The 12,394-nt window shown below is 70.7% G+C and carries 11 protein-coding genes; 10 read left to right on the top strand and 1 reads right to left on the bottom strand.

Annotated features, from left to right (window positions below; all coding sequences use genetic code 11):
- Positions 1-62: 62 nt before the first annotated feature.
- On the top strand, positions 63-665 hold the full coding sequence (locus tag DI272_RS02180) for a GNAT family N-acetyltransferase (RefSeq protein ID WP_109500637.1): 603 nt from the start codon (positions 63-65) through the stop codon (positions 663-665).
- 276 nt (positions 666-941) lie between these two features.
- The gene (locus DI272_RS02175) at positions 942-3,482 is read left to right on the top strand and encodes a discoidin domain-containing protein (RefSeq protein WP_109493431.1); all 2,541 of its coding nucleotides are present in this window, start codon (positions 942-944) and stop codon (positions 3,480-3,482) included.
- Positions 3,483-3,616: 134 nt separating this feature from the next.
- Here the strand turns inward: DI272_RS02175 and DI272_RS02170 are convergent, their stop codons facing one another.
- Complete coding sequence (locus DI272_RS02170; protein ID WP_109493430.1) at positions 3,617-4,531, bottom strand: LysR family transcriptional regulator; 915 nt, start codon at positions 4,529-4,531, stop codon at positions 3,617-3,619.
- A gap of 133 nt (positions 4,532-4,664) precedes the next feature.
- Between DI272_RS02170 and DI272_RS02165 the strand changes: the two genes are divergently transcribed.
- The 8 genes from DI272_RS02165 to DI272_RS02130 all read left to right on the top strand — a co-directional run bounded on the left by DI272_RS02165 (position 4,665) and on the right by DI272_RS02130 (position 12,315).
- A complete protein-coding gene (locus tag DI272_RS02165) occupies positions 4,665-5,549 on the top strand; it encodes an inositol monophosphatase family protein (RefSeq protein WP_109493429.1) in 885 nt (294 codons plus the stop codon).
- A gap of 64 nt (positions 5,550-5,613) precedes the next feature.
- Complete coding sequence (locus tag DI272_RS02160) at positions 5,614-6,210, top strand: NADPH-dependent F420 reductase (protein ID WP_109493428.1); 597 nt, start codon at positions 5,614-5,616, stop codon at positions 6,208-6,210.
- 208 nt (positions 6,211-6,418) lie between these two features.
- Positions 6,419-7,396, top strand: coding sequence for an alpha/beta hydrolase (locus DI272_RS02155; RefSeq protein ID WP_109493427.1), 978 nt, complete (start codon positions 6,419-6,421; stop codon positions 7,394-7,396).
- Between the two features lie 118 nt (positions 7,397-7,514).
- A complete protein-coding gene (locus DI272_RS02150) occupies positions 7,515-8,117 on the top strand; it encodes a molybdopterin-dependent oxidoreductase (protein WP_109493426.1) in 603 nt (200 codons plus the stop codon).
- The gene (locus tag DI272_RS02145) at positions 8,117-8,851 is read left to right on the top strand and encodes an FAD-binding oxidoreductase (protein ID WP_109493425.1); all 735 of its coding nucleotides are present in this window, start codon (positions 8,117-8,119) and stop codon (positions 8,849-8,851) included. The genes DI272_RS02150 and DI272_RS02145 overlap by 1 nt, the downstream gene beginning before the upstream one ends.
- A gap of 50 nt (positions 8,852-8,901) precedes the next feature.
- The gene (locus DI272_RS02140; protein WP_109493424.1) at positions 8,902-9,189 is read left to right on the top strand and encodes a DUF6510 family protein; all 288 of its coding nucleotides are present in this window, start codon (positions 8,902-8,904) and stop codon (positions 9,187-9,189) included.
- 299 nt (positions 9,190-9,488) lie between these two features.
- On the top strand, positions 9,489-10,523 hold the full coding sequence (locus DI272_RS02135; protein WP_109493423.1) for a LacI family DNA-binding transcriptional regulator: 1,035 nt from the start codon (positions 9,489-9,491) through the stop codon (positions 10,521-10,523).
- 697 nt (positions 10,524-11,220) lie between these two features.
- Positions 11,221-12,315 carry an ABC transporter substrate-binding protein gene (locus DI272_RS02130; RefSeq protein ID WP_109500636.1) on the top strand — a complete coding sequence of 365 codons (1,095 nt, stop codon included), beginning with the start codon at positions 11,221-11,223 and terminating at the stop codon, positions 12,313-12,315.
- Positions 12,316-12,394: the final 79 nt, after the last annotated feature.

Below are 12,394 nucleotides of genomic sequence, written 5' to 3'. Positions count from 1 at the left end.
CAACACGGCGAGGTACTGGGCCGGCCTTGAACGCCGCAATGTCTGTTGCTTGGCTGGCGGGCATGACTGATCTTGGACCTGTCGCCTGGCCTCCTGTCCCGATCAGGACGGAGAGGCTCGTGCTCCGTGGGCCCGAGGCCCGGGACCGTCCGGCGTTCATCGAGTTGCTGGCGTCGCCCGAGGTGCACACCTACCTGGGCGGCCCTCGCCCGCCCGCACAACTTGAGCGCGAGCTGCCCGAGGTGCCCGAGCGGTGGCCGGGAAGTTTCGTCGTGCATCTCGACGGGGTGATGATCGGTCAGATCCTGCTCAGGAGAGCACCTGAGCACAGTCGTCCGGCTGCATTGGGGAAGGTCGATCTCGGCTACATGTTCCTGCCGCGAGTGTGGGGGTGCGGGTACGCCACCGAGGCCTGCGCGGCGGCCCTGGACTGGTTCCACGGCATGCTGCCGGGCGAGCCGGTGGTCCTCCATACCCAGACCGCCAACATCGGTTCGATGCGCCTCGCGGCAAAGCTGGGATTCACGGAGGTGGAGCGGTTCCACGCCTGGGACGCCGAGCAGTGGCTCGGTATGCGGCTGCCGCCGCCGGTACCACGATCGTCGCCGCGTGGAACATCACGTCCTGATTCTGCGAGCGGTGATCGGCGGTGCGGTCGGGGGTGAAGTGAGAGGGGCGGTGGCCGTACCTCTTGCGGAGGGCACGTCCACGGTGACCCGTCATGCGGGTCGATGGTGCACGGCGTCGGCAACGGCCGGCAGGCAGAAGACCCGGCCGAAGCAGATCCAGAGAGATTGCAACTTCCGCAGTCTTGCCGAGAGTTGCAACTCATCAGTTAAATCAAGACGTGAACTAAGCGCCTTGGCGCAGCCCTTGGCGTGTCAATCCGCTTGCCGTCGGCGGCCTCGTCCTCCGTTCCCATCACACCCGCAGGGACCTCCATGAGACTCAGATCCATGGGCGTCGTGCTCGCCGCCATGGCAGCGCTGCTCGCCCTCCCCGTACCCCACTCGGCCGGCGCGGCCGAACTCCCGCTGTCGCAAGGCAGAACCGCGACGTCGTCGTCCGACGAGAACGCCGGCACCCCGGCAGCCGCGGCCGTCGACGGCAACACCGGCACCCGATGGTCGTCGGCCGCCACCGACACGCAGTGGCTCCAGGTCGACCTGGGCGCCACCGCCTCGGTCTCGAAAGTCGTCCTGACCTGGGAGACCGCCTACGGCAAGGACTACAAGATCCAGGCCTCCACCGACGGCAGCACCTGGACCGACCTCACCTCCGTCACCGGCGGCGACGGAGGCACCGACACCCTCGACGTCTCCGGACAGGGCCGCTACATCCGGATGTACGGCATCCACCGCGCCACCCAATGGGGCTACTCCCTCTGGGAGTTCCAGGTCTTCGGCTCCTCCGGCACGGGCACGTCCTCGTGTGACCCGGCGAACGCCGCGAAGGGCCGGCCCGCCTCGGCCTCCTCCACGGAGAACGCCGGTACCCCCGCCTCCGCCGCATTCGACGGCGACACCGGCACCCGCTGGTCCAGCCAGGCCGCCGACCCGCAGTGGGTCCAGGTCGACCTCGGCTCGGTCGTGAACCTCTGCAAGGTGGACCTGACCTGGGAGGCCGCCTACGCCAAGGAGTTCCAGCTCCAGGCTTCCTCCGACGGCCAGAGCTGGAGCACCCTCAAAAGCGTCACCGGCGCGAGCGGCGGCACCGCCTCCTACGACGTCACCGGCTCCGGCCGCTACCTCCGCGTCAACGGCACCGTCCGCGCCACGGGTTACGGCTATTCCCTGTGGGAGGTAGCCGTCCACACCACGACCGGCGGCAGCGTTCCCCCGGTCCAGGGCGGCGGCGACCTCGGCCCGAACGTCATCGTCGTCGACCCCGGTACCCCCAACCTCCAGCAGAAGTTCGACAGCGTCTTCGCCCAGCAGGAGTCGAGCCAGTTCGGCACCGGCCGCTACCAGTTCCTGCTCAAGCCCGGCACCTACAACGGCATCAACGCCCAGATCGGCTTCTACACCTCGATCTTGGGACTCGGCCTCAACCCCGACGACACTCAGATCAACGGGGACATCACCGTCGACGCCGGCTGGTTCAACGGCAATGCCACGCAGAACTTCTGGCGTTCGGCGGAGAACCTCGCCATCACGCCCTCCAACGGCACCGACCGCTGGGCCGTCGCGCAGGCCGCGCCGTTCCGCCGTATCCACGTCAAGGGCGGCCTCAACCTGGCTCCGAACGGCTACGGCTGGGCCTCCGGCGGCTACATCGCCGACTCGAGGATCGACGGTACCGTCGGGCCGTACTCCCAGCAGCAGTGGTACACCCGTGACAGCTCCGTCGGCGGCTGGACCAACGGCGTGTGGAACATGACCTTCACCGGTGTGCAGGGCGCCCCGGCGACCAACTTCGACTCGGGCCCGTACACCTCCCTCGACACCACACCCGTCTCCCGCGAGAAGCCGTTCCTCTACCTCGACGGCAGCACCTACAAGGTGTTCGTGCCCGCCAAGCGCACCAACGCTCGCGGCGTGTCCTGGCCGGCGAACGCCGGTACCTCGCTGCCACTGGACCAGTTCTACGTCGTCAAGCCCGGCGCCACCGCCGCCACCATCAACCAGGCGCTGTCCCAGGGGCTCAACCTCCTGTTCACGCCCGGCATCTACCACCTCGACCAGACCATCGACGTCACCCGCGCCGACACCGTCGTGCTCGGACTGGGCCTGGCGACGCTCGTGCCGGACAACGGCATCGACGCCATGCATGTGGCCGACGTCGACGGAGTACGCCTCGCCGGCTTCCTCATCGACGCGGGCCCCGTCAACTCCGACACCCTGCTCCAGATCGGACAGCCCGGCGCCGGCGCCGACCACTCGGCCAATCCGACCACCGTGCAGGACGTGTTCGTCCGCATCGGCGGAGCCGGGGCCGGCCTCGCCGCCAACTCCGTCGTCGTCAACAGCGACGACGTCGTCATCGACCACACCTGGCTGTGGCGCGCCGACCACGGCACCGGCGTCGGCTGGGACACCAACCGTGCCGACTACGGCCTGCGCGTCAACGGCGACGACGTCCTGGCCACGGGGCTGTTCGTCGAGCACTTCAACAAGTACGACGTCCTGTGGAGCGGCGAACGCGGCCGCACGATCTTCTTCCAGAACGAGAAGGCCTACGACGCCCCGAACGCCGCCGCCATCACCCATGACGGCATCGTCGGCTACGCGGCCTACAAGGTCGCCGACACCGTGACCCAGCACGAGGCGTGGGGCCTGGGCAGCTACTGCAACTACACCGCCGATCCGACCATCGTCCAGGCACACGGCTTCCAGGTCCCGGTCACCGCCGGGGTGAAGCTGCACGACGTCCTGGTGATCTCCCTCGGCGGGAAGGGCCAGTACGCCCACGTCGTCAACAACACCGGCGCGCCGACGTCGGGGACGGACACGGTGCCGTCGAAGCTGACCTCCTTCCCGTGACCGGAGGAACGGGTGGCGCCTTGCGCCCCTGACTGTCTGCCGGGACCCGCGAGCCGCGGTGTCCCGGCAGACGGCCTCGCCCGACACCGGTCGACGACCACTCCGACTGGCTGTGGGAGTCGAGTACGGGGGCTTCAGCGATCCCGTTCGCTCCCCGCGTCGGCCAGCGCGGCGCGGGCGAGTTCGCGGAGCCACGCGTGGGCCGGGTCGGTGTCGTAGCGCTGATGCCATGACAGGTACACCGTCGCGGTCGGCAGATCGAGCGGCAGCGGGAGCAGGGCCAGCTCCAGCCGCTCCGCCACCGGGCGCGTGGTGGACTCCGGCACGGTGACGAGGAGATCGGATTCGCGTACGAATTCCAGCGCGGCCCCCTCGGTCGGTACGGTCGCCACCACCCGTCTGGCCAGGCCGAGCCGGGTGAGTGCCGCGTCGAGGGCGTTGGCGAGATTCCCGCGCCGCGAGACGGAGAGGTGCGCGGCACCGGCATAGGCGACCGCGGTGAGAGCGGCTTCGCGGGTCAGCGGATGGTCCCGCCGCACCGCGACGACGTACCGGGACCCGCCCACTCGCTCGGCGTGGATCTCGGATGCGGTCGGCCGCTCGGCGTTGGCGGCCAGGTCGACCTCGCCCCGCCTCAACTCCGGTGTGTCCACATGGGATTCGGCGAGGAAACGCAACCGCACGCCCGGCGCCTGCCCGCGCACAGCCGCCAGGAGCGCCGGGCCGCTGCGAGCGACCAGGGCGTCGTGCCAGCGCAGCGTGAAGGTGCGGTCCAGGGTCGCGAGGTCGAGTGCGCGGCTGGGAGCCAGCACGCCCTGTACCTGCTGGAGCAGTTCGTGCACCTGTCCCCGGACCGCGAGGGCGTAGGGCGTGGGAGTCATGGTGCGTCCGGTGCGGACCAGGATCTCGTCTCCGGTCGTGCGCCGGAGACGGCCCAGACTGCGGCTCATCGCGGGTGCGGTCACGTGCAGGCGCGCGGCGGCTCCGGCGACGCTGCCTTCCTCCAGCAGGGCGTCGAGGGCCGCGAGGAGGTTCAGGTCCAGTTGCATGCCAGTCATCCTAGGCGTGCTTTACATGCACTTGAGGTCAGGTGTCGGGCCCCCTACGGTCGAGATGCGGGTCGGCCCCGGTCACGGTGGCGGCCCGATCCACCTCCACCCCTGCACAGACAGGAGCACAGCCATGTCCAAAACCAGCCGGAGCACCTTCCGCATCGCCTCCGAGACCCTCGGCCCCGCCGTCGACAGCGCCTCCAAGTCCCTCGGCCTCACCGTCGACAGCGCCTCCGACGCCGACCTGCTGACCGGCACCGCGCTCGCCGTTCGCGCGGCCGGCGCCGCGCTGCTGGAGCGATTCGGTGAGGTCGTGGCCTACGGCAGCCGCGACGAGCTGATGCGGGCGCTCGCCGCCAACGACGCGACGGCCCTCGACATCCTGCGCCCCCGCCTCACCGACCTGCGGCCCGAGGCGCGCTGGGTGGCGGAGGAACTCGCGGGAGGCGCGCTGCCGCCCGGCGAGTGGTGGGTCGTGGACCCGGCAGAGGGCAACGTCAACCACCTCCATGCCCTGGCCGACTGGGCGGTGACCGCCACCCTGGTGCGGGACAACCGGCCCGTCCTCACCGCGGTCCACGTGCCGCTCACCGGGGAGACCTACACCGCGCGCGCCGGCGCCGGGGCCTGGCTCGACGGGCGCTCCCTGAGCGTGTCCAGGACGACCGACCTCGGTCTCGGCATCGTGGCCACCAGCCAGGCCAGGCCGGACGAGGACGACGAGGTCGTTCGACGCAGCGGCTCCGCGATCACCGAGATGCTGCGCGCCGCACTCGTCGTGCGCACCTCGGTGCCGGCCACCCTGCACCTGCTGAACCTGGCCGCCGGCCGGATCGACGCCTTCTGGCAGTACGCCGGAGCACGCGCCGACCTGCTGCCCGGGGCGCTGCTCGTCACCGAGGCCGGAGGACGCCTCTCGGATGCCGAAGGGCGTCCCTGGACCCCGGACAACGACAGCTTCCTGGCCGCCGCACCCGGGGTGCACGCCGAAGCCGTCACCGCCCTCTCCCGCTGACCCGCGCCCGCACCCCCTCCAGCCCTCCAACCTCCCGACACCCCGCAACCCTTCAGGAGTCCTCATGACCGGGATCACCGTTCTCGGCAACGGCCGCGTCGGCGGCACACTGGCCACCGCCCTCACCCGGGCCGGCCATGCCGTGCGCGTGGCGGACCGCTCGCCGGACGCTGCCGCCGACGCCGTCCGCACCGCCCGCGTCGTCATCAACGCCACTCCGGGCGACAGCTCGTTGGAGCGGCTCTCCGCGCTGCGCGAGGCGCTGCACGGCAAGATCCTCCTGGATGTCTCCAACGCCACCGTCCAGGGCCCGGACGGCCTGCCCGCCGCACTGCTCCACCCCGGTTCGAGCCTCGGGGAGTTGCTGCAACGAGCGCTGCCCGGCACGGCCGTGGTGAAGACCCTCAACACGATGCTGCACACCGTGATGACCGGCCCCGGGGCGCTCACGCACCCGCCGACCGCTTTCCTCTCGGGTGACGACGCGGAGGCCAAGCAGGTCGTGCGCGGGCTGCTCGCGGACCTCGGCTGGCAGCCGGAGTGGATCACCGACCTCGGCGGAATCGAAACGGCGCGGGCCACCGAGGCGGCGGTCCTGTTCGTGCCGCACGTCATCCGCGCCGCCGGATTCACACCGTTCGCGGTGTCCATCGCCCGCTGACCTCCACCGAGCGCGCGTCGCGCGCAGGCTGTGCGGGCTGGTCAGGCTCCCTCCGCTCGCTGAGAGCCCGTCCGCAGCATGCGATGCGCCGGCCCGGCGTCCCGGGCCTCCCGTTTGCGCCGTCGTGCGCAGCAGGGAACATGGAGTCCGGGGATGTTTCCAGGGGGGATCGTGCCTCGTCCTGAGGCGCCCACACACCGGAGTGCACATGACCCAGCTGCCCCCGCCCGTCACGCCGTACCTCGAGCCCGCCGCGAAGGAACTGGCCGAGGCCACCGACCCGCACCCCCGGATCTACGAGGTTCCGCCGGAGCAGGGCCGTGAGATCCTCGCCGGTCTGCAGAGCGGTGAGGGTGTGCCCCGGCCGGAGGTCGACGAGGAGTGGGTGGACGTCGACGCCGGTGAGTGGGGCACGGTCCGCACCCGCGTCATCCGCCCGAAGGGCGCCGCCGGCCCGCTGCCGGTGGTCTTCTACATCCACGGCGCGGGGTGGGTCTTCGGCGACGACAAGACCCACGACCGTCTCTTCCGCGAACTCGTCGTCGGGGCCGGCGCCGTGGGGGTGTTCCCGGTGTACGACCGCGCGCCGGAGGCGAAGTACCCGACGCAGATCGAGCAGAACTACGCGGTGGGCCAGTGGGTGCGGAAGAGCGGCGCCGACCACGGAATGGACACCTCGCGGGTGGCGGTCACCGGTGAGTCCGTCGGCGGGTGCATGTCCACCGTCTTCGCGCTGATGAACCAGGAGCGCGAGGACGGCCTCGACCTCAAGGCGCAGGTCCTGCTCTACCCGGTGACCGACGCCGATTTCGACACGCCGTCGTACGTCCAGTTCGCGGAGGGCTACTACCTCACCCGCGACGGCATGAAGTGGTTCTGGGACGCCTACACCGACGACCCTGCCGAGCGGAAGCAGCACTATGCCGCACCCCTGCGGTCGACCCTCGACCAACTCCGGGGCCTGCCCACCACGCTGGTCATCACCGACGAGGCCGACGTCCTGCGCGACGAGGGCGAGAAGTACGCCAACAAGCTGCGTGAGGCCGGCGTCGACGTCACCTCCGTCCGCGTCGCCGGCATGGTCCACGACTTCCTGCTCCTCGACAGCCTCCGTGACACCCGCGCGGCGAACGTCGCCCGCAAGCTCGCCGTCGACGCCCTGCGGACGGCCCTGCACGACGGCTGACCGTCACCACGCCTTGTCGGCAACCGCGCCCTTGCGGCCAGGCCCTTGACACCCACGCTCGACACGGCCTCGGCCATGAGCGGGCAGAGGCCGACCTCGAACGGGAGGATGAGTCCCGATGGCCAGTCTGTCGCCCGGTTTCCACGGCCGCAGCGACCGAAGCCTCATAGAGCGGCTGCCCCCGGGCCAGTACCCCACGGAGTCCTTCCCGGTGCTGACCGCCGGTCCCACCCCCCACGTGCCCACGGACCGCTGGTCCTTCACCGTCACCAGCGACACCGGTGAGAGCCGCAGCTGGACATGGGACGAGATGACGGCACTGCCGCAGGAGCACCCGGTCGTCGACATCCACTGCGTGACCCGCTGGTCCAAGTTCGACACCCGGTGGCAGGGCGTCTCCCTCGACGTCTTCACCGACGCCATGGAGACAGCCGCCGGCTTCGTCGTCGCGGAGTCCTTCGACGGCTACACCACCAACCTGCCCCGGGCGGACATCACCGGAGGCAAGGCCTGGCTGGTCCATTCCTTCGACGGCTGTCCGCTGTCGCCCGACCACGGCGGCCCCGCCCGGCTTCTGGTCCCGCACCTGTACCTCTGGAAGTCGGCCAAGTGGGTCAGGCGTCTGCGGTTCACGCCCGCCAACGAGCCGGGCTTCTGGGAGGCGGCCGGCTACCACGACTACGGCGACCCCTGGCGCGAGCAGCGCTACCGGAGCGACTGATGAGTGCCCCGACACCCGGTCCGAGCCCCGGGGCCGGCTGGCGCAGGGCCCGGCTGACCGCGCGGGAGGACCGGACGGCGACCGGCCGCACCCTCCGCTTCGACGTGCCTGGCTGGTCCGGCCATCTGCCGGGTCAGCACCTCGATGTGCGCCTGACCGCCGACGACGGCTACCGGGCCGTCCGGAGCTACTCCCTGGCGGCGCCCGCCGACGGCGACACCGTCGAACTCGGCGTCCAGACGGCTCCCGGCGGAGAGGTCTCCCCGTATCTGAACGACGTCCTTCCCCTCGGTGCCGAGGTCGAGGTCAAGGGACCGCTGGGCGGCTGGTTCGTGTGGACGCCGCAGGACCGCGGTCCTTTGCTCCTCGTCGCCGGCGGCAGCGGCATCGTCCCCCTGATGGCCATGGTCCGCGCCCGGCGTGCGGCGGGGCCGGTCGGTGATCCCTGCGCGCTGCTCTGTTCCGTGCGCGGCCCCGACGAGCTCTGGTACGCCGAGGAACTCGCCGACCCGGCCGGGACCGAGGAGATCCGCGTCCTCCACACCCGCCGGGCACCCCCCGGCGAGAGCCGCCCGGCCGGCCGTATCGCACCGAACGACCTCAAGGGGCTGCCCACGTCACCGGACACCCGCTGTTACATCTGCGGACCCACCGGATTCGTCGAGCACGCCGCCGACCTCCTCCAGACCCAGGGACACCCGCCCCGCACCATCCGTACCGAACGGTTCGGCTGACCGCACTCACCCGTGCGACCGCTCCTCCGCCCGCGACAGCAGGAGACCCCATGAACCAGCCGCCTCCGCATCACCTCGACGGCAACTGCCTGGCGGGGCCGCTCTCCCAGCTCTTCGCGCTCGACCCCACCACGGCCCGCTGGACGTGCCCGACCTGCCGCGCCCCGGCCTCGATGAGCGAACTGCATGTCTACGGCCCCGAACCCGGCCTCACCGGCCGCTGCCCTGGCTGCGCGCAGCTCGCCCTCCGTGTCGTCACCCAGCCCGCCCATCTCTGGCTCCAACTCGGCACCGGTCAGGGCGCCTTCCGGTTCACGCTGCCCCCGTCCCCGCGGTAGAACGGGGAGCGGCGCAGCCCCGGCAGGACACCGGCAGACACAAACAGGACAGAGGTGGCCCGCGCCCCGCCGCGCGTCACCCCCGACCACACCCGGAGAGGTTCCTGACCGCACCGGCGGGATCGAAGCCGTAGCGCCCGAACCTCGGAGCGCTCGATGGCCCGCGTCCTTGTCAGCCTCGTGACGATGCCTGTATAACGTTGTAAAAGTTCATGTGCGGGGACTCAGGCACGGCCCATGGTGAAGACTCCGTATCCTCACCGGCCGCTTCCGGCCGGGACGCTGTTGAAGGGAATGCCGTGCGGGTCAGCCTCAAGGACGTTGCCGCGCACGCTGGGGTCTCGATCAAGACCGTCTCCAACGTGGTGAACAACTACCGGCATGTCACACCGGCCATGCGTGAGCGCGTCCAGCAGTCGATCGACGCCCTCGGCTACCAGCCCAACCTCGCCGCTCGGCATCTGCGCAAAGGGCGCACCGGCATCATCGCGCTCGCACTGCCCGAACTCGGCAACCCCTATTTCGCCGAGCTCGCCGCGGCCGTCATCGACGCCGCCTCGGCGCACGACTACATCGTGCTGCTGGATCACACCGGCGGCCTGCGTGAACAGGAGGTGCTGGTCAGCCAGGGCTTCCGGGCGAGAGTGATCGACGGGCTCATCCTCAGCCCCATCGAGCTGGAGACGGAGGACCTGCGCGACCGGACGGAGAACGTCCCCCTGGTGCTGCTCGGCGAACGGGACTACGGCCTGCCGTACGACCACATCGCCATCGACAACGTCGCCGCCGCCCGCGCCGCGGTACGGCACCTCGTCGGCCTGGGGCGACGCGAGGTGGCGTTCATCGGTGCGCGGCGAGGACGCAGCGAACCCGCCCAACTGCGCATCCGCGGCTGGCGTGAGGAACTCTCCGCCGCGGGTCTCCCGGCCGACGAGGGGCTGGTCGCGGCCACCGACGGCTGGGGCCACATGGACGGGGCGACGGCCATGGCCCGCATCCTGGAGTCGGGCCGACGTCCGGACGCGGTCTTCGCCTACAACGACCCGATGGCCATCGGTGCGATGCGCGTGCTGCACGAACGCGGGCTGAGAGTGCCCGAGGACATCGCGGTCGTCGGCTTCGACGACGTCGTCGAGGGACGGTTCGGCGCGGTGACGCTCACCTCCGTGTCGCCGGACAAGGAAGCCATCGGCCGGCTCGCGGTCGAGTCGGTGCTGGCCCGCCTGGGCGGCGGGACGCCACCCGAACCCCGCCGGGTGTGGGCGGACTACCGCCTGGTCGAGCGGGAGAGCACGCTGGGCCGCTCCGTACCGGGCGGGGGCCGGCAGGGGTGATGCGCGGGCGCCCGGACGGGCTTCGCGCAGGTCGCCAGCAAGGCTCGGGGCGGGGCGTGCGCGGCTGATTCGCCACCGGCGGTGGAGGATTCCGCGTGCGCCGGGCACTGGCCCTGCGCGGTGGTCCTGTGTCGCGTCGTGGCGGTCCGCAGGTCCCAGGCGTGGCGTGTGAACGCGCTCGCGGCGGGGCGCGTGGACGCTGCTGCCGGTGTGCTTCGCAGGTGCCTGAGCCGGGCGTTCCCTCGACGCGACTGACGCCGTTCGGGCGTGGGTGCGGGGCCGTACGCAGCGGAACGTGCCCGTTCGGGCCGCGCGCCCGGTTCTCCAGTCGTGCCCAACTCACCTTTTGTGCAAGGGCGTTGTCTATGGCTACCGACGGGCCGTGTGGCGGCCGTATCCGTGCCGCCACGTGCTTGCGGCGTGACGCCGTCTCTCAACGGTGCCGCCCCGGGCTTCCGATGCGACCGGCGCCTGACGTTCGGCTGCCGGCGTGTGCACAAGGGGTTTACAGCATCCTTCCAACGATGTAAAAACCTCTGTGCGGCGGGTCGAACAGCACGTCCGCCGGGGGAGAAGCGCCACCCTGCTCGACGTTCTGCTCGATGTTCTGCTCGACGTTCCTGCTCGACTTGTGCTCGGCCTCTGCTCGCTCACCGCCGCCCAGTTGCCCTTCAGCGTCGCCCGGATCGGGGTCACCATGCAGCGCACCACACACCGCCGTCGCCTCCTCGCCCGTCCAGTTCTCCTCTCGCTGGCCGCGGCGGTGGCACTGACCGCAACCTCCTGCGCCAAGTCGGAGGACGACGCGTCGAACGACTCCGCCACCTCGGCCGCCGCGGACTCGGAACAGAAGGTCGCCTCACCCGCAGCGGACGCCGAGACCTGCACCATCGACGCCTACGGCGCCGAGAAGCTCGACCTCGAGAACGCCACCGTCGGCTTCTCCCAGTCGGAGAAGGAAGCCAACCCGTTCCGCATCGCCGAGACGCAGTCCATCAAGGACGAGGCGAGCAAGCGCGGCGTCAAACTGCTGACGGCCAACGCCCAGTCGCAGTTCTCCAAGCAGATCAGCGATGTGCAGGACCTGCTCGCCAAGGGCGTCGACCTGCTGGTCATCGCGCCCCTGAACTCCGACGGCTGGGACCCGGTCCTGCAGGCCGCCGCGGCCAAGAAGGTCCCCATCGTCACCATCGACCGCAAGATCAACGCCACCGCCTGCAAGGACTACGTCTCCTTCATCGCCTCCGACTTCGTCGAGCAGGGCAAGCGTGCCGCCGACCAGATGATCGAGGCCACCGGAGGCAAGGGCGAGGTGGCGATCCTGCTCGGCGCGGCCGGCAACAACGTCACCACCGAGCGCACCAAGGGCTTCAAGGACCGGATCGCGGAGAAGGCGCCTGGGCTGAAGGTGGTCTTCGAACAGACCGGTGACTTCGCCCGCGAGAAGGGTCAGCAGGTCACCGAGCAGCTCATCCAGTCCAAGCCCGGCATCAAGGGGATCTACGCCGAGAACGACGAGATGGGCCTCGGCGCCGTCGCCGCGCTGAAGGGCGCGGGCAAGAAGGCCGGCGACGTCAGGATCGTCACGGTCGACGGCACCCGGAACGCGGTCCAGGGCATCGTGGACGGCTGGATCAGCGGGGTCATCGAGTCCAACCCGCGCTTCGGCCCGCTGGCCTTCCAGACCCTGGACACCTTCACCAAGGGCGAGGAAGTCGCCCAGGACATCGTTATCGAGGACGGCGCCTACACCGCGGACAACGCCAAGGGCGACCTCGGCAAGGCCTACTGAGGCAAGGCCCGCTGACCGATCGATCGCGTGGGCCCGGTCCGCCGGGCTCCCGCGCCGACCGCCGCCCCGCTCCGCCCCC

Source organism: Streptomyces sp. Act143, from assembly GCF_003143935.1.
Lineage (GTDB): Bacteria > Actinomycetota > Actinomycetes > Streptomycetales > Streptomycetaceae > Streptomyces.
Note: the sequence above shows the minus strand (reverse complement) of the source record. Positions and strands in the feature narration are given on the sequence as shown.

Coding starts and splice junctions, on each gene's coding strand:
- DI272_RS02145 (WP_109493425.1), top strand. CDS start 8,117: ATGAGTGCCCCGACACCCGGTCCGAGCCCCGGGGCCGGCTGGCGCAGG.
- DI272_RS02140 (WP_109493424.1), top strand. CDS start 8,902: ATGAACCAGCCGCCTCCGCATCACCTCGACGGCAACTGCCTGGCGGGG.
- DI272_RS02150 (WP_109493426.1), top strand. CDS start 7,515: ATGGCCAGTCTGTCGCCCGGTTTCCACGGCCGCAGCGACCGAAGCCTC.
- DI272_RS02180 (WP_109500637.1), top strand. CDS start 63: ATGACTGATCTTGGACCTGTCGCCTGGCCTCCTGTCCCGATCAGGACG.
- DI272_RS02130 (WP_109500636.1), top strand. CDS start 11,221: ATGCAGCGCACCACACACCGCCGTCGCCTCCTCGCCCGTCCAGTTCTC.
- DI272_RS02170 (WP_109493430.1), bottom strand. CDS start 4,531: ATGCAACTGGACCTGAACCTCCTCGCGGCCCTCGACGCCCTGCTGGAG.
- DI272_RS02165 (WP_109493429.1), top strand. CDS start 4,665: ATGTCCAAAACCAGCCGGAGCACCTTCCGCATCGCCTCCGAGACCCTC.
- DI272_RS02175 (WP_109493431.1), top strand. CDS start 942: ATGAGACTCAGATCCATGGGCGTCGTGCTCGCCGCCATGGCAGCGCTG.
- DI272_RS02160 (WP_109493428.1), top strand. CDS start 5,614: ATGACCGGGATCACCGTTCTCGGCAACGGCCGCGTCGGCGGCACACTG.
- DI272_RS02155 (WP_109493427.1), top strand. CDS start 6,419: ATGACCCAGCTGCCCCCGCCCGTCACGCCGTACCTCGAGCCCGCCGCG.